Annotated in this window: 14 protein-coding genes; 10 read left to right on the forward strand and 4 right to left on the reverse strand. The window is 70.9% G+C overall.

Annotated features, from left to right (window positions below; genetic code table 11):
* Positions 1–68: 68 nt before the first annotated feature.
* Together OG905_RS26925 and OG905_RS26930 are read right to left on the reverse strand one after the other, a co-directional pair.
* Positions 69–653 (reverse strand): response regulator, encoded by a 585-nt coding sequence (locus tag OG905_RS26925; RefSeq protein ID WP_328677874.1) that lies wholly within the window; start codon positions 651–653, stop codon positions 69–71.
* Between the two features lie 10 nt (positions 654–663).
* A complete protein-coding gene (locus OG905_RS26930; protein WP_328682637.1) occupies positions 664–4,779 on the reverse strand; it encodes a HAMP domain-containing protein in 4,116 nt (1,371 codons plus the stop codon).
* 251 nt (positions 4,780–5,030) lie between these two features.
* Here OG905_RS26930 and OG905_RS26935 point away from each other — a divergent pair, with 251 nt between their 5' ends.
* Together OG905_RS26935 and hemW are read left to right on the forward strand one after the other, a co-directional pair.
* Positions 5,031–6,983, forward strand: a complete 1,953-nt coding sequence (locus OG905_RS26935) for an ATP-binding SpoIIE family protein phosphatase (RefSeq protein ID WP_328677875.1) — start codon at positions 5,031–5,033, stop codon at positions 6,981–6,983.
* Between the two features lie 28 nt (positions 6,984–7,011).
* Positions 7,012–8,244 carry a radical SAM family heme chaperone HemW gene (gene hemW, locus OG905_RS26940; RefSeq protein WP_328677876.1) on the forward strand — a complete coding sequence of 411 codons (1,233 nt, stop codon included), beginning with the start codon at positions 7,012–7,014 and terminating at the stop codon, positions 8,242–8,244.
* Positions 8,245–8,379: 135 nt separating this feature from the next.
* Here the strand turns inward: hemW and OG905_RS26945 are convergent, their stop codons facing one another.
* Positions 8,380–9,219, reverse strand: coding sequence for a DUF3097 domain-containing protein (locus tag OG905_RS26945; RefSeq protein ID WP_328677877.1), 840 nt, complete (start codon positions 9,217–9,219; stop codon positions 8,380–8,382).
* 10 nt (positions 9,220–9,229) lie between these two features.
* Positions 9,230–9,952 (reverse strand): MBL fold metallo-hydrolase, encoded by a 723-nt coding sequence (locus OG905_RS26950; protein ID WP_328677878.1) that lies wholly within the window; start codon positions 9,950–9,952, stop codon positions 9,230–9,232.
* 166 nt (positions 9,953–10,118) lie between these two features.
* Between OG905_RS26950 and hrcA the strand changes: the two genes are divergently transcribed.
* From hrcA to OG905_RS26990, 8 genes are all read left to right on the forward strand, one after another.
* On the forward strand, positions 10,119–11,144 hold the full coding sequence (gene hrcA / locus OG905_RS26955; protein ID WP_328682639.1) for a heat-inducible transcriptional repressor HrcA: 1,026 nt from the start codon (positions 10,119–10,121) through the stop codon (positions 11,142–11,144).
* Positions 11,145–12,281: a molecular chaperone DnaJ gene (dnaJ, locus tag OG905_RS26960; RefSeq protein WP_324977444.1), complete on the forward strand. Its 1,137-nt coding sequence runs from the start codon at positions 11,145–11,147 to the stop codon at positions 12,279–12,281.
* Between the two features lie 126 nt (positions 12,282–12,407).
* Positions 12,408–13,481, forward strand: a complete 1,074-nt coding sequence (locus OG905_RS26965) for a nitronate monooxygenase (protein WP_328677879.1) — start codon at positions 12,408–12,410, stop codon at positions 13,479–13,481.
* Positions 13,478–14,221, forward strand: a complete 744-nt coding sequence (locus OG905_RS26970) for a 16S rRNA (uracil(1498)-N(3))-methyltransferase (protein WP_328677880.1) — start codon at positions 13,478–13,480, stop codon at positions 14,219–14,221. The genes OG905_RS26965 and OG905_RS26970 overlap by 4 nt, the downstream gene beginning before the upstream one ends.
* 210 nt (positions 14,222–14,431) lie before the next feature.
* Complete coding sequence (locus OG905_RS26975) at positions 14,432–14,959, forward strand: hypothetical protein (protein ID WP_328677881.1); 528 nt, start codon at positions 14,432–14,434, stop codon at positions 14,957–14,959.
* A gap of 46 nt (positions 14,960–15,005) precedes the next feature.
* Entirely contained in the window at positions 15,006–18,215 is a 3,210-nt protein-coding gene (locus OG905_RS26980) for a S41 family peptidase (protein WP_328677882.1), read from the forward strand.
* A gap of 267 nt (positions 18,216–18,482) precedes the next feature.
* Complete coding sequence (locus OG905_RS26985) at positions 18,483–18,842, forward strand: histidine triad nucleotide-binding protein (protein ID WP_266476484.1); 360 nt, start codon at positions 18,483–18,485, stop codon at positions 18,840–18,842.
* Between the two features lie 16 nt (positions 18,843–18,858).
* The gene (locus OG905_RS26990; RefSeq protein WP_328677883.1) at positions 18,859–19,767 is read left to right on the forward strand and encodes a ribonuclease Z; all 909 of its coding nucleotides are present in this window, start codon (positions 18,859–18,861) and stop codon (positions 19,765–19,767) included.
* Positions 19,768–19,781 lie beyond the last annotated feature (14 nt).

A 19,781-nucleotide genomic window follows, 5' to 3' on the forward strand; every position in this document is an offset into this window, starting at 1 on the left:
CGCCGGGGCTTCGGCCCCGGACCCCGCGCCTCGGGCCCGGCGGGGCTGATTCTGGGCCCCGCCCGCGGCTACACGCACCTGCCGCGGCGCAGGTCCGTCAGGAGTTCCTCCATCCGCGTCAGCTGCATCCGCAGCTCCGGCACATCCGCCGGACCGCTGCGGCCCAGTTCCGTCTCTATCGTGGTCAGCCGCTCCGCGAGCTCGCCCAACTGCTCCTGCTCGCGCGCCAGCATCCGCTCCAACTGGCGGTTCTTGCGGTGCAGATCGAGGAACACGTTCACCTTCGCCCGCAGCACCCACGGGTCGAAGGGCTTGGTCAGAAAGTCCGCCGCCCCCGTCGCGTACCCCCTGAACGCATAGCCGCTGTCCGCTTCCGTCCCGGTCAGGAAGATGATCGGAACGTCCTTCGTCTGGTCGAGGCGCTTGATGTTGGACGCGGTCTCGAAGCCGTCCATGCCCGGCATCCGTACATCCAGCAGGACCACCGCGAACTTCTGCCGCAGCAGTGCCTTCATCGCCTCCTCCCCCGAACGCGCGCGCACCAACGGTTCGTTGAGGGACCCCAGTACAGCCTCCAAGGCGACGAGATTGTCCTCCATGTCGTCCACCAGGAGGATGCTCGCGCGGTCGGCGGTGGTCGCCTCTGTGCTCATGGTGTCTGCCTCACGTGATCGTCGGTGGGACTGCCGGATCCCCATCGCCGGTTGACTGTCCCGGTATCGCGGGTGTTGCTCCAGGTGTCGCGCCGTCCGGTCCGCTCGTCCCGCCGCCCTCCGGGTCCAGCAGGGCGCAGACGACGGTCAGCAGACGGTCGACGTCCACAGGTTTGGGCACATACTCGTTCGCGCCCTGGGCGATCGACTTCTCACGGTCGCCGGGCATCGCCTTGGCGGTGAGAGCCACGATCGGCAGATCCGTCCACAGCGGGCTCCGTCTGATCGCCTCGATCGTCTCGTAACCGTCCATCTCGGGCATCATGATGTCCATCAGGATCAGCTCGACGTCGTTGTTCCGCTCCAGCGTCTCGATGCCTTCCCGGCCGTTCTCCGCGTACAGCACGGGCATGCCCACCCTGCCCAGCACATGGGTGAGTGCGAAGACGTTGCGGATGTCGTCGTCCACGATGAGGACGCGCCGGCCCGTCAGGATCCGGCCCGCGCGGCCGGACTTCCACTCCTCCAGCTTGGTGGTGGTCGGCCAGCCGTCGTCCAGGTCCGTGCGCTGCATGTGCTCGGCGTGATGGCGCTCCGGCGAGGTCATCGGCACGTCGTGGATGTCGTGGATGCCCAGGCCGTCGTGGGAGCCGTCGCTGTCGGCGCCGATGTGGCCGGGGTAGAGGACGGGGACGTACAGCGTGAAGGTGGAGCCGCGGCCCGGCTCGCTCTCCGCGATGATGCGGCCGCCGAGCAGCCCTGCGATCTCGCGGCTGATGGACAGGCCCAGGCCCGTGCCTCCGTACTTGCGGTTGGTGGTCCCGTCGGCCTGCTGGAACGCCTCGAAGATCACCGGCAGCTTTTCTGGCGCGATGCCGATTCCGGTGTCTGTGACGGCGAAGGCGATCAGGTCGTCGATGCCCTTGAGCAGCTTGTTGTCGGGGTCCTTGAGCCGGTTCACCCTCAGCTCGACGCGGCCGTTGGAGGTGAACTTGATCGCGTTGGAGAGCAGATTGCGCAGGATCTGCTGGAGCCGCTGCTCGTCGGAGTACATCTCGCGCGGTACGTCCTCGCCGACCGCGACCTCGAAGGCGAGCCCGCGGTCGAGCGTTATCGGGCGGAAGGTGGCGTGGACGTAGTCGAGGAGTTTGATCAGCGGCAGCTTCTTCGGGCGCACATCCATCCGGCCCGCCTCGATCTTCGAGAGGTCCAGGATGTCGTTGATCAGCTGGAGCAGGTCGGAGCCCGAGCGATGGATCGTGGTGGCGAACTGCACTTCCTGGTCGGAGAGATGGCCGTCCGGATTGTCGGAGAGCAGCCGGGCGAGGATCAGCAGGGAGTTCAGCGGGGTGCGCAGTTCGTGCGACATGTTCGCCAGGAACTCCGACTTGTACTGCGAGGAGGTGGCCAGAAGCGCCGCCTTCTCCTCCAGTTCGGCGTTGGAGCGCTGCAACTCGGCCTGCTGGCGCTGGAGTTCGTCGGAGCGCTCCTGGAGCTGGATGGCCAGTCGCTGGGACTCGCCGAGGAGCGATTCCGTACGGGAGTTGGCGATGATCGTGTTGATCGCGACGCCGATGGTGTTCACGAACTGGTCGAAGAAGGCCAGGTGGACATCGGAGAAGCGGGAGAAGGACGCCAGCTCGATGACGCCGAGCAGTTTGTCCTCGAAGAGGATCGGGATGATGACGACGCTGGCGGGGGACGCCTCACCGAGCCCCGAGTTGATCTTGATGTAGTCCGGCGGGGCCTCCTCCAGGAGGATCCGCTTCTTCTCCAGGGCCGCCTGGCGCACAAGACCGTGTCCCGGCATGCCGGTCGTGTCGATGGTGGCGGACTGGGCCGAGCCGTAACCCGCGATGAAGGCGAGTCCCTTGGTGGTCGATGTCGTACGGGACGGAGTGCCGTCGCCGTCGGGGTCGGCCAGGAAGAAGGCGCCGTACTGCGCGTTCACCAGCGGGGTCAGCTCGCGCAGGATCAGGTCGGCGACCTCCATCAGATCGCGGTGGCCCTGCATCAGACCCGCCAGGCGGGCGAGGTTGGACTCCAGCCAGTCCTTGGCGCGGGTGGTCTCACGGAGGTTGGACACCATCAGGTTGATGTTGTCCTTGAGTTCGGAGACCTCGCCGCGGGTCTCGACGGTGATCGAGCGGGACATGTCGCCCTGGGCGACGGCGGACGCCACCTCGGCGATGGCGCGGACCTGAGTGGTGAGGTTGAGCGCGAGCTCGTTCACATTGGTGGTCAGGCGCTTCCAGGTGCCGTACACGCCCTCGACGCGCGCCTGGCCGCCGAGCTGGCCCTCGCTGCCCACCTCGCGGGCCACACGCGTGACCTCGGAGGAGAACGAGGAGAGCGTGTCCACCATGGTGTTGATGGTGGTCTTGAGCTCCAGGATCTCGCCGCGGGCGTCCACGTCGATCTTCTTGGACAGGTCGCCCTGGGCCACGGCCGTCGCCACCTGGGCGATGTTCCTCACCTGTGAAGTGAGGTTGTCGGCCATGTAGTTGACGTTGTCGGTGAGGTCCTTCCACAGGCCGGTGACGCCGAGGACCTGGGCGCGGCCGCCGAGCCTGCCGTCCGTGCCGACCTCGCGGGCGACCCTGGTCACCTCGTCGGCGAACGCGCGCAGCTGCTCCACCATCGTGTTGACGGTGTCCTTGAGCTCCAGGATCTCGCCGCGGGCGTCGACGGTGATCTTCTTGGACAGGTCGCCGTTGGCGACGGCGGTGGTGACCTGGGCGATGTTGCGGACCTGCGAGGTCAGGTTGGACGCCATGAAGTTGACGTTGTCCGTGAGGTCCTTCCAGACGCCGGACACACCGCGGACCTGGGCCTGGCCGCCGAGGTTGCCCTCGGTGCCGACTTCGCGGGCGACGCGGGTGACCTCGTCGGCGAAGGCGGAGAGCTGGTCGACCATCGTGTTGATGGTCGACTTGAGCTCCAGGATCTCGCCCTTCGCCTCGACCGTGATCTTCTTGCCGAGGTCGCCCTGAGCCACGGCCGTCGACACGAGCGCGATGTTCCTCACCTGTGAAGTGAGGTTGTCGGCCATGAAGTTGACGTTCTCGGTGAGGTCCTTCCAGACGCCGGAGACGCCGCGGACCTGGGCGCGGCCGCCGAGGTTTCCTTCGGTGCCGACTTCGCGGGCGACGCGGGTGACCTCGTCGGCGAAGGCGGAGAGCTGGTCGACCATCGTGTTGATGGTCGACTTGAGCTCCAGGATCTCGCCCTGGGCGTCGACGGTGATCTTCTGGGACAGGTCGCCGTTGGCGACGGCGGTGGTGACCTGGGCGATGTTGCGGACCTGCGAGGTCAGGTTGGACGCCATGAAGTTGACGTTGTCCGTGAGGTCCTTCCACACGCCGGACACACCGCGGACCTGGGCGCGGCCGCCCAGCTGGCCCTCCGTGCCGACCTCGCGGGCGACGCGCGTGACCTCGTCGGCGAAGGCGGAGAGCTGATCCACCATCGTGTTGACGGTGAGCTTCAGCTCCAGCAGCTCACCGGTCGCCTCGACCGTGACCGTACGGGTCAGGTCGCCGCGGGCGACGGCGGTGGTCACCGCCGCGATGTCCCGCACCTGCGCGGTCAGCCGGGAGGCCATGGTGTTGACCGCTTCCGTCACATCCCGCCAACTCCCGGACAGGCCCTGGACCTTGGCGCGTCCGCCGAGGCGGCCCTCGGTGCCGACTTCGCGCGCGACCCGGGTCACTTCGCCGGTGAAGAGCGAGAGCTGGTCGACCATCTTGTTCACGGCGCGGCCGAGCCGCCGCAAATCTCCGCGCAACTGGCGGTTGCCGTCGTGCAGATCGACCCGCTGGGTCAGATCGCCGCCGGCCACCGCGTCCAGCACCCGGGTGGCGTTCGCCGCGGGCACCACGAGGGCGTCGAGGAGCGCGTTCGTACTGATCACGCCGGAGGTCCAGGCGCCCTGGCCGGGGCTCGCCGCCAGCCGGTCGTCCAGGCGTCCGTGCCGTACGACTTCCCTGCGTACACGCGTCAGTTCATCCGTGAAGTGCTGATTGCGCACCGCGATCTGGTTGAACATCGCCGCCAGCTCGGCGGACATCCCTTCATGCGTCTCCGCCACCCGTATCTTGAAGTCGCCGTCCCGCAGGGCCGTCATGGCGGCCAGCAGAGGGCGGAGCTCCGAGACCCGGATCCAGGCACCGTCGGGCGGCGGCCCGGCAGCCGGCCGGGAGGCCGACGGGGCGGGCAGCCCGGAGGACTGGGCGGGCGACAAAGCACTCTGTTCGTTCATATCCGCCCACTTCAGTGACTCGGCGCTTATGGGCAGGCTCAGTCTGTCACTCTGTCGGTGTCATAAGCGGCGCATTGCCAGAACCGACCAGGAGCCGCACAGTGGGGCCCATTCCGATGCAGCGAGACACCGTCCAACGCGCAACCCCGTTGTACCCACTACGGGATGACGCGCGGTCGGTTTCCCGCACGAGCCTGCCCGGAAACCCTCTCGCGCCCTGTGCCGCGCGACGTTTCGTACGAGCCGCACTCGCCGACTGGACCAACCTCGGACTGCTCGCCACCTGCGCCTTCTGCCGGGGCACTGCGGGCCGCGGGGGCTGCCCGCCGGGTAGGCACAGTACGGACCGGCTCGCAGACGATGCCGTACTCGTCGTCAACGAGCTGGTGACAAACGCCGTAGTCCATGCGGGCACCACCGTCGAACTCCTCTGCCGGCTGGAGGAATCGGCCGAGGGCGAGCCCGCCGCGCTGGTGATCGAGGTCTCCGACCACCACCCCGCCAGGACCGTACGCAACGAATCGCACGGCGAGGACCGCACCGCCACCCCCGAATACGGACGCGGCCTCCATCTCGTCGGCGCCCTCGCCGAGCGCTGGGGCATCACTTATCGCGCCGCCCTCAAGACCGTCTGGGCCCGCCTGCCCGTCGACGGCCTGGAGTCCTGCCCCGTGCCAGGCGCCGAACCGGCGCTCCAGCGCGGGCTGCGCGCCGCCGAGATCCTCGCCCCCACGCCGCGGCGCACCGCCCGCGAGGACCCGGACTGGATCAGCCGAGGGGCGCTCTCCTTTCTCGCCGAAGCCTCCGACCTGCTCGCCGGACAGCTCGACGAGGACATGGTCGCGGCGCTCGCCGCGCAGCTGCTGGTGCCACGGCTCGCCGACTGGTGCGCGATCTGGCTCGATGGCGAGGGCGGCCATTCCAGGTGGGGAACGGGTGGCCCCTCGGGAGCCGCGCCCCGGCTCGCCCGGGTCTGGCACAGCGACGAGTCCCGGATCGAGGAACTGCGCGAGATCCTCGCCAAGGAGCCGCCGCCGCTGCCCGACACCCCACGCAACGGCCCCGTGCCGATCCCCTGGCCGCGCGAGGGCGAGCCGGGCGCGGGCGCCGGGACGGTGCTGGCCTATCGTCTCGTCACCGGCGGGCGCGGTCTCGGCACGCTGCTCGTCGCCCGGCAGGGCCTGGCGCGCGTGCCCGACGAAGTGACCGCGTTGATCGAGGACTTCGCGCGGCGGCTCTCCCTCGCGATCGGCGCGGCCCGGCAGTACACCCGGCAGGCCACCATCAGCAAAGTGCTGCAGCGGGGGCTGCTGCCCGGCAAGGTCGGCGAGATCCCCGGCGTGGACCGCTTTCTCGTGTACGAACCGAGCGACGACGGAGTCGCGGGCGGCGACTTCTACGACATCTTCCCGGCGAGCTCCGGCGGCCGCTGGTGCTTCATGCTCGGCGACGTCCAGGGCAGCGGGCCCGAGGCCGCCGTCGTCACCGGCCTCGCCCGGCCCTGGCTTCGGCTGCTCGCCCGCGAGGGCTACCAGGTCGGCGAGGTGCTCGACCGGCTGAACGGACTGCTGCTCGACGACGCCATGGAAGCGGCGGAGGCGGCCGCGCTGATGGTGGCCGCCGCAGGCGGCCAGGGCCTGCCGGAAGGGCCGCAGGCCCGGTTCCTGTCCCTGCTCTACGGCGAGCTGGTGCGCTCGCCCCTGGGCGGTGTGCGGTGCACCGTCGCCAGCGCCGGGCATCCGCTGCCGCTGCTGCTGCGGCCCGACGGCACCGTGCGTACGGCGGCCGAGCCGCAGGTACTGCTCGGGGTCGTCGACGAGGTGGCGTACCAGAGCCAGACCTTCGACCTGGAGCCCGGTGACACGCTGCTCTGCGTCACGGACGGGGTGACCGAGCGGCGCTCGGGGTCACGGATGTTCGACGACGGCGACGGTCTCGCGACGGTGCTCGCGGGGTGCGCGGGGCTGACGGCGCAGGGGATCGCGGAACGGATCAAGCAGGCGGTGCACGAGTTCGCGGAGACGCCGCCGGGGGACGATCTCGCGCTGCTCGTGCTGCAGGCGATGTAAGCCTTGCGGGTGACGGACAATGGGGGGCATGCCTTCCGTACTGCCCGATGGTGAGCCCATGCCCGAGGACGGGGCGCTGCCCGCATCCGCCCTCGAAGAGGCCGCCGACCGGCCGCTCGCCTTCTATCTGCATGTGCCGTACTGCGCGACGCGCTGCGGCTACTGCGATTTCAACACCTACACGGCGACCGAGCTGCGCGGCTCGGGCGGCGTCCTCGCCTCCCGCGACAACTACGCCGCGATGGTCACCGAGGAGATCCGCCTCGCCCGCAAGGTGCTGGGCGACGACCCGCGGCAGGTGAAGACGGTCTTCGTCGGGGGCGGTACGCCGACGCTCCTCGCCGCCTCGGATCTCGTACGGATGCTGGCCGCGGTACGCGAGGAGTTCGGCCTCGCGGACGACGCGGAGATCACCACCGAGGCCAACCCGGAATCGGTGGATCCGGCGTACCTGGCCGAGCTGCGGGAGGGCGGCTTCAACCGGGTGTCCTTCGGGATGCAGAGCGCGCGGCAGCACGTACTGAAGGTGCTGGACCGTACACACACGCCGGGGCGGCCAGAGGGGTGCGTCGCGGAAGCGCGGGCGGCGGGCTTCCAGCATGTGAACCTCGACCTCATCTACGGCACGCCGGGGGAGAGCGACGACGACTGGCGCGCGTCCCTCGCGGCGGCGGTGGGGGCCGGCCCCGACCACATCTCGGCGTACGCCCTGATCGTGGAGGAGGGCACCCAGCTGGCGCGGCGCATCCGGCGCGGCGAGGTGCCGATGACCGACGACGACGTTCACGCGGACCGCTATCTGATCGCGGACTCGGTCCTCGCGGAGGCGGGCTTCGACTGGTACGAGGTCTCCAACTGGTCGACCTCACAGGCCGGCCGGTGCCTGCACAACGAGCTGTACTGGCGCGGCGCCGACTGGTGGGGCGCGGGCCCCGGAGCGCACAGCCACGTCGGCGGGGTGCGGTGGTGGAACGTGAAGCACCCGGGGGCGTATGCGGCGGCGCTGGCGGAGGGCCGGTCGCCGGGGGCGGGCCGTGAGGTGCTCGCACCGGAGGACCGCCGGGTGGAGCGGGTGCTCCTGGAACTCCGCCTGCGCGAAGGCTGCGAACTGACGCTGCTGCGGCCGGCGGGGCTGGCGGCGGCGGGGCGGGCGTTGTCGGACGGCCTGCTGGAGGCGGGGCCGTACGGGGAGGGACGGGCGGTGCTGACGCTGCGGGGGCGGTTGCTGGCGGACGCGGTGGTGCGGGACCTGGTGGATTAGGGGTGCGGTGGTGCGGGGTGCGCCTGGGGCGGGCTTTCACCCCACCCCGCCGCTTCCCGAACCGGGGGCAAGCTCCCAGACCCCGGTACGCCGTTCTGGGGGTCCCCACGCCCGCAGGGCGTACGGGGAGTGTCCTCAAACGCCGGACGGGCTGGAAAGGTCCGCCGCCGTGACGAAATCGATCAGCTCTTCCACCCGCCCCAGCAGCTCCGGCTCCAGGTCCTTGTACGACCGCACCGCCGACAGGATCCGCTGCCACGCCGCCCCCGTGTTCTCCGGCCAGCCCAGCGCCCGGCAGACCCCGGTCTTCCAGTCCTGGCCGCGCGGGACCGACGGCCACGCGCGGATGCCCACCGAGGACGGCTTCACGGCCTCCCACACGTCGATGTACGGGTGGCCCACCACCAGTACGTCCTCGCCCGTGACCTGGGCCGCGATGCGGGACTCCTTCGAGCCCGGGACCAGATGGTCCACCAGCACGCCCAGGCGCGCGTCCGGGCCCGGGGCGAAGTCGCGGACGATCGACGGGAGGTCGTCGATGCCTTCCAGGTATTCGACGACGACCCCCTCGATCCGCAGGTCGTCACCCCACACCCGCTCCACGAGCTCCGCGTCGTGGCGGCCCTCGACATAGATGCGCCCCGCCCGCGCCACCCGCGCACGCGCCCCCGGGACCGCGAGCGAGCCGGAGGCGGTGCGGGCCGGGCGCACCGGAGCGGCGGCGGAGGGGCGCACGAGTGTGACGACGCGGCCCTCCAGCAGGAAGCCGCGGGGGACCATCGGGAACACCCGGTGCTTGCCGAAGCGGTCCTCCAGCGTGACCGTCGGCCCCTCCGCTGTCTTCTCGCAGCGGATCACCGCACCGCAGAAGCCCGTGCCGACCTCCTCGACGACCAGATCGGGCTCGGCCGGCACCTCGGGCGCGGGCTGCGACTTCTTCCAGGGCGGGGTCAGATCCGGGCTGTAGCTGCGCATTGGCCAGACGCTACGACACCCCGAAGCGCGCCGCCAGCAGCTCGCGTTGGGCGCGTACGAACGCCGCGTCGACGACCGCGCCGTGCCCCGGTACGTACACCGCGTCCTCGCCGCCGAGCGACAGCAGCCGGTCCAGTGCCGCGGGCCAGCGGGAGGGGATCGCGTCCGGGCCCGCCTGGGGTTCGCCCGACTCCTCCACGAGGTCGCCGCAGAAGACGACCTCCGGGCTGCCGGGCACCAGGACCGCCAGATCGTGGCCCGAGTGGCCGGGGCCGATGTTCGCCAGCAGCACCTGGCGGCCGCCCAGGTCCAGCGTCCACTCCCCGAACACCAGATGGTGCGGCGACACCAGCACGTCGGCCGCCTCCGTCGCCTCGGCCTCGGTGACCCCGTGCCGTATCGCCGTGTCGCGGATCTCGTCCCGCTCCCGCCGCATCAATTCGGCGATGCCGACCGCTCCGTACACCTCCGCGCCCGAGAACGCCGCCGTGCCCAGCACATGGTCGAAGTGGGGATGGCTCAGTGCGATATGCGTCACCCGGCGGCCCCCGAGCAGGGCTTGCGCCTGGGCCCGCAGCTCGGCCCCCTCGCGGAGTGTCGAGCCGGTGTCGTACAGGAGGACACCGTCCTCTCCGGCGATCAAACCACTGGTCGCATCCCAGCCGGGAAGCCGCCGGCGCCCCACTCCGTCGGCCAACCGCTCCCAGCCGAAGTCTTCCCAACTGACGTCCATACCGCGACGCTATCCGCAACCGACCAGCACTGTCGCTCGGTGGCGTGGTCGGCCGCCCTTGCTAGGGATGTACCCCACGGCCGTACACTGGCACGGGGAAATGCTGGCACTCGTACGCATCGAGTGCCAAGCAGTCACCGAGGAATCACAGCTGGAGGTGTGCGCGATGCTCAGCGAACGCAGACTCGAGGTGCTGCGCGCCATCGTCCAGGACTATGTCGGCACCGAGGAGCCCGTGGGCTCCAAGGCGCTCACCGAGCGTCACAAGCTCGGGGTCTCCCCGGCCACCGTCCGCAACGACATGGCGGTGCTGGAGGAGGAAGGGTTCATCGCCCAGCCTCATACGAGCGCGGGGCGTATCCCCACGGACAAGGGCTACCGGCTGTTCGTCGACAGGCTGGCCGGCGTCAAGCCGCTGTCGTCGCCCGAGCGCCGTGCCATCCAGAACTTCCTGGACGGAGCCGTCGACCTCGACGACGTCGTGGGCCGTACGGTACGGCTGCTGGCGCAGCTGACCCGGCAGGTCGCGGTGGTCCAGTACCCCTCGCTGACCCGGTCCACCGTCCGGCATGTGGAGCTCCTCTCCCTGGCGCCCGCCCGGCTGATGCTCGTGCTGATCACGGACACCGGTCGGGTCGAGCAGCGCATGATCGACTGCCCCGCGCCTTTCGCGGAATCCTCGCTCGCGGACCTGCGTGCCCGGCTCAACAGCCGGGTCGTCGGCCGCCGCTTCGCGGATGTGCCGCAGCTGGTGCAGGACCTTCCCGACTCCTTCGAGGCGGAGGACCGGGGTACCGTCTCCACGGTGCTCTCGACCCTGCTCGAAACTCTGGTCGAGGAGACCGAGGAACGGCTGATGATCGGCGGCACCGCCAATCTGACGCGCTTCGGACACGACTTCCCGCTGACGATTCGGCCGGTGCTCGAAGCTCTTGAGGAGCATGTGGTGCTCCTCAAGCTGCTCGGCGAGGCCAAGGAAGCGGGCGGCATGGGTATGACCGTGAAGATCGGTCATGAGAACGCCCACGAGGGCCTCAACTCCACGTCCGTCGTCGCGGTCGGCTACGGTTCGGGCGACGAGGCAGTTGCCAAACTCGGCGTGGTCGGACCGACCCGCATGGACTACCCCGGAACGATGGGAGCGGTACGCGCAGTGGCACGTTACGTCGGACAGATCCTGGCGGAGTCGTAAGTGGCCACGGACTACTACGCCGTACTCGGCGTACGCCGCGACGCGTCCCAGGACGAGATCAAGAAGGCCTTCCGTCGGCTTGCCCGTGAACTCCACCCGGATGTGAATCCGGACCCGAAGACGCAGGAGCGCTTCAAGGAGATCAACGCCGCGTACGAGGTGCTGTCGGACCCGCAGAAGAAGCAGGTCTACGACCTCGGCGGAGATCCGCTCTCGCAGGCGGGCGGCGGAGGCGCGGGCGGCTTCGGCGCCGGTGGCTTCGGGAACTTCTCGGACATCATGGACGCCTTCTTCGGTACGGCTTCGCAGCGCGGCCCCAGGTCGCGTACGCGGCGGGGCCAGGACGCGATGATCCGCCTGGAGATCGAGCTCAACGAGTCGGCCTTCGGCACGACGAAGGACATCCAGGTCGACACGGCCGTCGTCTGTACGACGTGTTCGGGTGAGGGCGCGGCGCCGGGTACCTCGGCGCAGACCTGCGACATGTGCCGCGGCCGCGGTGAGGTCTCGCAGGTGACGCGGTCCTTCCTGGGCCAGGTCATGACGTCGCGGCCGTGCCCGCAGTGCCAGGGCTTCGGCACGGTCGTGCCGACCCCGTGTCCCGAGTGCGCGGGCGACGGGCGGGTACGGTCCCGCCGCACCCTGACGGTCAAGATCCCGGCCGGTGTCGACAACGGCACGCGCATCCAGCTCGCGGGCGAGGGCGAGGTCGGCCCGGGGGGTGGCCCCGCCGGCGACCTCTACGTCGAGATCCACGAGCTGCCGCACCCGGTGTTCCAGCGCCGGGGCGACGATCTGCACTGCACGGTGACGATCCCCATGACGGCGGCGGCGCTGGGCACGAAGTGCCCGCTGGAGACGCTGGACGGCATGGAGGAGGTCGACATCCGCCCGGGCACCCAGTCCGGCCAGTCGATTCCGCTGCACGGGCGCGGCATCACGCACCTGCGGGGCGGGGGCCGTGGCGACCTGATCGTGCATGTCGAGGTGATGACCCCGTCGAAGCTGGACGTGGATCAGGAGCGGCTGCTGCGGGACCTGGCGAAGCTGCGCGGCGAGGAAAGGCCTACGGGTCAGTTCCAGCCGGGGCAGCAGGGACTGTTCTCCCGCCTGAAGGACGCGTTCAACGGGCGTTAGGCCTCTCGAACGCCGGAGGGGCTGAATCTTCAGCCCCTCCGGCATTTTCAGGGCAGCGGCCCGCACCAGTTGCGGTTGCGGAACGCCCGATTCGGTGGGGCGCGAGCGGCATGGCACCATGCCTGCATGTCCTCCGCACTGACCGATCTTTGCCGTCATCCGATCGTGCAGGCCCCCATGGCGGGCGGCGCATCCTGCCCCCAGCTCGCCGCCGCCGTGTCCGAAGCCGGCGGGCTCGGGTTCCTCGCTGCCGGATACAAGACCGCGGACGGCATGTATCAGGAGGTCAAACAGATTCGCGGGCTCACCGCGCAGCCTTTCGGCGTCAATCTCTTCATGCCGCAGCCCAACACCGCCGACCCCGGTGCCGTCGAGATCTACCGGAATCAGCTCGCCGGTGAGGCCACCTGGTACGAGACTCCTCTCGGCGACCCCGACTCCGGGCGCGACGACGGCTACGAGGCCAAGCTGGCCATCCTCCTCGACGACCCCGTGCCTGTCGTCTCCTTCACCTTCGGCTGCCCGACCCGGGATGTGCTCGACTCCTTCGCCAAGGCCGGGACCTTCACCGTCGTCACCGTCACGACGCCCGAAGAGGCGCAGGCCGCGCAGTGGGCCGGGGCCGACGCCGTGTGTGTGCAGGGCATCGAGGCCGGCGGCCACCAGGGCACCCACCGCGACGACCCCGAGTCCGACGGCGCCGGGATCGGGCTGCTCTCGCTCATCGCGCTGGTCCGCGAGACCGTGCAGCTTCCGGTCATCGCCGCGGGCGGACTGATGCGCGGCGGCCAGATCGCGGGCGTGCTCGCGGCGGGGGCGGTCGCCGCGCAGCTCGGGACCGCGTTCCTGGTCTGCCCCGAGTCCGGTGCGAACGCGCTGCACAAGCAGGCCATGACGAATCCTTTGTTCGTACGCACCGAACTCACCCGCGCCTTTTCCGGGCGGCCCGCCCGCGGCCTGGTGAACCGCTTCATGCGCGAGCACGGCCCGTACGCGCCCGCCGCGTACCCCCAGGTGCACCACCTGACCAGCGGCCTGCGCAAGGCCGCTGCCAAGGCGGGCGACGCGCAGGGCATGGCGCTGTGGGCCGGGCAGGGCCACCGGCTGGCGCGTGAGCTGCCCGCCGGCCGGCTGGTCGACGTCCTCGTCGCCGAAACGGACTCCGCGCGCGCCGCGCTGGCGCTGGGCGGTTCCCGGTGACCGCGCCGGTCTTCGTCGTCGACTCCCTGGAGGGCGTCGGCCCTGGGGCGACCGTCACCCTGGACGGGCCCGAGGGGCGGCACGCCGTCTCCGTACGCAGGCTGCAGCCCGGCGAGGACATCGTGCTGACGGACGGCCGCGGGCGGGGGGCGGCGGGCGTCGTCCTACGGACCGAGGGCAAGGACCGGCTGATCGTCGAACCGCGGGAATTCCCGACGGAACCGGAGCCGACGCCCCGTATCACCGTCGTCCAGGCGCTGCCCAAGGGCGACCGCGGTGAACTCGCCGTCGAGACGATGACGGAGACCGGTGTCGACGCGGTCGTGCCGTGGGCCGCCGCGCGCTGCATCACGCAGTGGAAGGGGGAACGGGGCGCCAAGTCGCTCGCGAAGTGGCGGGCGACGGCGCGCGAGGCGGGCAAACAGTCGCGCCGGCTCCGCTTCCCGGAGGTCGCGGACGCGGCAACGACCAAGCAGGTTGCGTCACTTCTGGCCGAATCGGATTTCGCGGCGGTGCTGCACGAGGAGGGCGCCGAGCCGCTGGCCACGGCGGAGCTTCCCGCGGAGGGGTCGATCGTGCTGGTGGTGGGCCCCGAAGGGGGCGTGTCCCCGGAGGAGTTGGCGGCGTTCGCCGGGGCCGGCGCGAAGCCGTACCGGCTGGGCCGGAGCGTGCTGCGCACGTCGACGGCGGGCACGGCGGCGACGGCGCTCCTGCTCGGCCGCACGGGCCGCTGGTCCTAGGTCGTGTCTTCAAAGTCCCTCCCCCAGAGCTTCGCCTGGGAGGTACCCCCACCTGGCGACGCCTGGCACGCACGCTCGCTGCGTTGTCGTCAGTCGCCGACGACGAGGCGCCTGACCTTCCGGCTCGCTCCCATGACGCCACCGTAGGGTGTTCACGAGTGGCGGCAAGCGGACTACCGCGGCCGGTGACACAGTGGGAGGCTGCCTCTCATGGGGGCCTTGAGACGCGTACTCCACCCACGCACCCTCGCGCCAATCTGCGCTGCCGCGGCCGCAGTTGTCGGTGTCGCGGCCTGTGAGCCGTCGACCGGCGGGCTGAGCTCCGTCGCGGTCGCGGTCACCACCGACAAGACGGCGACCAGCACCCTGGAGCGGATCGGCTTCAAGGTGCGCTGGCTCAGTTGTACGGCGAACATCGACGGCGGCAAGGCGCCCGTCACCGCCTCCGCGTCGCCGTCCAAGCCGAGTGTGGCCACCGTCGACTGTCAGGGTGAGACCGACTCCGGGCAGGAGATCACCCTCAAGGGCAAGGTGACGGACGAGCGTTCCGGCACGTGCGTACGCGGGCATCTCGTCGCGAAGGTCGGCGGCAAGGTCGTCTTCGAAGCGAGCGTGCTCGGCAACTGCAATGCCGCGCCCAGCAGCAAACCGGCCACCCGCTCTCCCGGTGGGCCGTCGCGCCCCACCGTCACCGTCACGGTGACCGTGACCGAGACGGCCGACCCGCCGGCCAAGTGATCCGAAAGCCGTGACCGGGCGGCGGCCACCTGCCTAGGGTGACGGTGTGACGCACCCTGCCTACCTCCGGTATCCGCATGTCCACGGCGAGTTGATCGCCTTCACCGCAGAGGACGACGTCTGGGTCGCCCCGCTCGACGGCGGCCGCGCGTGGCGCGTCAGCGCCGACAACGTTCCGGTGAACCATCCGAGGATCTCGCCCGACGGTACGCACATAGCGTGGTCCTCACAGCGGGCAGGCGCCCCCGAGGTGCATCTCGCGCCCGTCGACGGCGGCCTGACGAACCGTCTGACGTACTGGGGCAGCGCCAAGACCTCCGTCCGCGGCTGGACCCCCGACGGCCGGGTCCTCGCGATCACCACCCACGGCCAGGCCTCGCTGCGCCGCACCTGGGCGCGTGCCATGCCGCTCGACGGCGGGCCCGCGGCCGTGCTGCCGTACGGGCCCGTGGGCGATGTGGCGCACGGGCCGCACACCGTGCTGCTCTCCGCCACGATGGGCCGCGAGGCCGCCGCCTGGAAGCGCTACCGGGGCGGCACCGCGGGCAAGTTGTGGATCGACCGGGACGGCGAGGGCGAGTTCGTACGCCTCCACGAGGAGCTCGACGGGAACATCGAGTACCCGCTCTGGGTGGGGGACCGGATCGCCTTTCTCTCCGACCACGAAGGCGTCGGCGCGGTCTACTCGTCGGCGGCCGACGGCTCCGGCCTGCGGCGGCACACCCCCGTCGACGGCTTCTACGCCCGCCACGCCGCCACCGACGGCACCCGCGTCGTCTACGCGTCCGCCGGTGAACTGTGGCTCCTCGACGGCCTGGACGCCGCCGAGCCGCGCCGACTCGACATCCGCCTCGGCGGCCAGCGCACCGATCTGCGCCCGCGCCCCGTCAAGGCCGACCGCCACTTCGGCACCGCGACGCCCGACCACACGGGTCGCGGCAGCGCCGTGGAAATCCGTGGCGGCGTTCACTGGGTCACCCACCGGGAGGGGCCCGCGCGGGCGCTCGCCGCGGAGCCCGGCGTACGCGCCAGGCTGCCCCGCACCTTCCGCGTCGAGGGCGAGGAACAGGTCGTCTGGGTCACCGACGCCGAGGGCGAGGACGCACTCGAATTCGCGCCGGCCACCGGCCCCGCGCCCGGCGCGACACCCCGCAGGCTCGGCGCGGGACGGCTCGGCCGCGTACTGGCCCTCGCCGTCGCACCGGACGGCAGCCGCGCCGCCGTCGCCTCGCACGACGGCCGCGTCCTGCTCGTCGAACGCGAGTCGGGCGAGGTCCGCGAGGTCGACCGCAGCGAGCACGGCGACGCCACCGGCCTCGCCTTCTCGCCCGACTCCGGCTGGCTCGCCTGGTCGCACGCGGGACCCGAGCCGCTGCGTCAGCTCAAGCTCGCCAACACCGCCGATCTGTCGGTCTCCGAGGCGACCCCGCTGCGCTTCTGCGACTACCAGCCCGCCTTCACGCTCGACGGAAAGCACCTCGCGTTCCTCTCCGAGCGCGCCTTCGACCCGGTCTACGACACGCATGTCTTCGACCTCGCCTTCATCCGCGGCTGCCGCCCGCACCTGATCACGCTGGCGGCCACCACGCCCTCGCCCTTCGGGCCGCAGCGCCACGGCCGGGCGTTCGAGACGGACAAGGACAAGGACAAGGACCAGGGACGGCAGGACGGCGAGGACGGCGGCGTCCCCGTGACCCGTATCGACCTCGAAGGGCTCGCCGACCGGATAGTGCCCTTCCCCGTCGAGGCAGCCAGCTACTCCACGCTGCGCGCCGCCAAGGACGGACTGCTGTGGCTGCGCCACCCGCTGCGCGGCGTCCTCGGCGCGACCCGCGCGACGCCCGACGACCCGGGGCCCCAGACCGCCCTGGAGCGGTACGACCTCGTCCAGCAGCGGATCGAGGAGCTCGCCCCCGACGCGACGAGCTTCTCCGTCAGCGGCGACGGCAAGCGGGTGCTGCTGTACACCGACGGCAAGCTCAAGGTGGTCCCGAGCGACCGCAGGGCCTCGCGCGACGAGGAGAGCGACTCCAACATCACCGTCGACCTCTCGCGGGTGCGCGGCAGTGTCGACCCGGCCGCCGAGTGGCGGCAGATGTACGACGAGGCCGGGCGGCTGATGCGCGACAACTTCTGGCGCGCGGACCTCGGCGGCGTCGACTGGGACGGCGTACTGGACCGCTATCGCCCGATCCTGTCCAGGGTGGCCACGCACGACGATCTGATCGACCTGCTCTGGGAGGTGCAGGGCGAGCTGGGCACCTCGCACGCCTACGTCACACCGCGCGGCGGGTACGGAAGCGCGAGCACCCGCCAGGGCCTGCTGGGCGCGGACATCTCCCGGGCGGCGGACGGCGCCTGGCGCATCGACCGCATCCTGCCGTCCGAGACGTCCGACCCGAACGCCCACTCACCGCTCGCCGCGCCCGGCGTCGCGGTCCGCACGGGCGACGCGATCCTCGCCGTGGACGGCAGGCCGGTGGACCCCGTCGCCGGGCCCGGACCGCTTCTCGTGGGAGCCGCTGGCAAGCCCGTCGAACTGACCGTCTCCCCGGCGGGCGGCGGCGATCCGCGCCATGCCGTCGTCGTACCGCTCTGCGACGAGGAGCCGCTGCGCTACCACGCCTGGGTGGCGGACCGGCGCGCCTACGTCCACGAGAAGTCCGGCGGCCGCCTCGGCTATCTGCACGTCCCCGACATGCAGGCGCCCGGCTGGGCCCAGATCCACCGGGATCTGCGGATCGAGGTGGCCTGCGAGGGCCTGGTGGTGGACGTACGCGAGAACCGCGGCGGGCACACCTCCCAGCTCGTCGTCGAGAAGCTGGCGCGCCGGATCGTGGGCTGGGACCTGCCGCGCGGGATGCAGCCGTCCAGCTACCCGCAGGACGCGCCGCGCGGCCCGGTGGTCGCGGTGGCGAACGAGTTCTCGGGCTCGGACGGAGACATCGTCAACGCGGCGATCAAGGCGCTCGGCATCGGCCCGGTGGTGGGGACGCGCACCTGGGGCGGCGTCGTCGGCATCGACAACCGGTACTCCCTGGTGGACGGGACGTGCGTCACCCAGCCCAAGTACGCCTTTTGGCTGGAGGGATACGGCTGGGGCGTGGAGAACCACGGCGTCGACCCGGACGTGGAGGTGGCGATGACCCCGCAGGACCATGCGGCGGGGCGTGACCCGCAGCTGGACGAGGCGGTACGGATGGCGCTCGCGGTGCTGTCCGAGAACCCGGCGAAGACTCCTCCGGACCTGCCCTAGGTCGTGTCTTCAAAGTCCCGTCCGCCTGGCGACGCCGGGCGCCGGTCCCTCATCGGACCGCGCCCGGCGGCGTGGGGCGCGCTCTGCGGCTCGCCCGCGAAGCCCACCACCGACAGCAACCGTCAACGCCCCCTGGCCCACGACAACCACGGACCCGGGTGACTTCCCACGGCAACCACGGACCCGGGTGACTTCCCACGGCGCCCACGAACCCGGTCACTCGATACGATGCAAGTCGTAGTGGACCCACGCGAGGAGGATCCCGGCATGGCGGGAGAACCGCAGGCTGACTGCCTGTTCTGCAAGATCGTCGCGGGGGAGGTGCCCGCCACCGTCGTGCGGGAGACCGAGCGGATCGTCGCCTTCCGCGACATCAATCCCCAGGCCCCCACCCACATCCTGGTCATCCCCAAGGCGCACTACCGCGATGCCGCCTCGCTCGCAGCCGCCGAGCCGCAGCTCGCCGCCGATGTGCTGCGCGAGGCGGGCGAGGTCGCCGCCGAGGAGAAGGTCGACGGCGCCGGATACCGGATCGTCTTCAACACCGGAAGCGGCGCGGGCCAGACCGTCTTCCACGCCCACGCGCATCTGCTGGGCGGCCGCGGTCTCGAATGGCCCCCGGGATAAAGGGAGCCGACTCGCCTTGTCCGTACGTGAATTGGTCGTGCTCGGCACCGCCAGCCAGGTCCCGACCCGCCACCGCAACCACAACGGCTACCTGCTGCGCTGGGACGGCGAAGGCATACTCTTCGACCCCGGCGAGGGCACGCAGCGCCAGATGCTGCGGGCCGGGGTGGCCGCGCACGACATCAACCGGATCTGCGTCACGCACTTCCACGGCGACCACTCCCTCGGCCTCGCCGGAGTGATCCAGCGCATCAACCTCGACCGGGTCCCGCACGAGGTGTCCGCGCACTATCCGGCGAGCGGGCAGCGCTTCTTCGACCGGCTGCGGTACGCGACGGCCTACCGCGAGACCGTCGAGCTGATCCAGGCTCCCGTCGCCGCCGACGGGGTGCTGGCCGAGAACGGCTCGTACACCCTCGACGCCCGCAAGCTCTCGCACCCCGTCGAGTCGTACGGCTACCGCGTCACCGAGCCGGACGGCCGCCGCATGCTGCCCGAGAAGCTCGCCGCACACGGCATCAAGGGCCCCGACGTCGGGCGGCTCCAGCGCGAGGGCGAGGTGAACGGCGTCACCCTGGCCGAGGTCAGCGAGGTCCGCAGAGGACAGCGGTTCGCCTTCGTCATGGACACCCGCCTCTGCGACGGCGTGCACGCGCTCGCGGACGGCTGCGACATGCTCGTCATCGAGTCGACCTTCCTCGACGAGGACGAACAACTGGCCACGGACCACGGCCACTTGACCGCCGGGCAGGCGGCGCGGGCCGCCCGCGACGCGGGAGTGCGGCATCTGGTTCTCACGCACTTCTCGCAGCGCTACAGCGACCCGGAGGAATTCGAGCGGCAGGCACGCGCGGCCGGGTTCGAGGGCGAACTGACCATCGCCCAGGACCTGTTGCGCGTCCCCCTCCCCAAACGCCACCAGTGAACGAGGCGAGAGCC

The organism is Streptomyces sp. NBC_00322 (genome assembly GCF_036147535.1).
Classification (GTDB): Bacteria; Actinomycetota; Actinomycetes; order Streptomycetales; family Streptomycetaceae; genus Streptomyces.

Bases quoted from the DNA above. Each gene is read 5' to 3' on its own strand.
- OG905_RS26925 (WP_328677874.1), bottom strand. From the start codon at position 653: ATGAGCACAGAGGCGACCACCGCCGACCGCGCGAGCATCCTCCTGGTG.
- OG905_RS26930 (WP_328682637.1), bottom strand. From the start codon at position 4,779: ATGACGGCCCTGCGGGACGGCGACTTCAAGATACGGGTGGCGGAGACG.
- OG905_RS26935 (WP_328677875.1), top strand. From the start codon at position 5,031: ATGCAGCGAGACACCGTCCAACGCGCAACCCCGTTGTACCCACTACGG.
- hemW (WP_328677876.1), top strand. From the start codon at position 7,012: ATGCCTTCCGTACTGCCCGATGGTGAGCCCATGCCCGAGGACGGGGCG.
- OG905_RS26945 (WP_328677877.1), bottom strand. From the start codon at position 9,219: ATGCGCAGCTACAGCCCGGATCTGACCCCGCCCTGGAAGAAGTCGCAG.
- OG905_RS26950 (WP_328677878.1), bottom strand. From the start codon at position 9,952: ATGGACGTCAGTTGGGAAGACTTCGGCTGGGAGCGGTTGGCCGACGGA.
- hrcA (WP_328682639.1), top strand. From the start codon at position 10,119: ATGCTCAGCGAACGCAGACTCGAGGTGCTGCGCGCCATCGTCCAGGAC.
- OG905_RS26965 (WP_328677879.1), top strand. From the start codon at position 12,408: ATGTCCTCCGCACTGACCGATCTTTGCCGTCATCCGATCGTGCAGGCC.
- OG905_RS26975 (WP_328677881.1), top strand. From the start codon at position 14,432: ATGGGGGCCTTGAGACGCGTACTCCACCCACGCACCCTCGCGCCAATC.
- OG905_RS26985 (WP_266476484.1), top strand. From the start codon at position 18,483: ATGGCGGGAGAACCGCAGGCTGACTGCCTGTTCTGCAAGATCGTCGCG.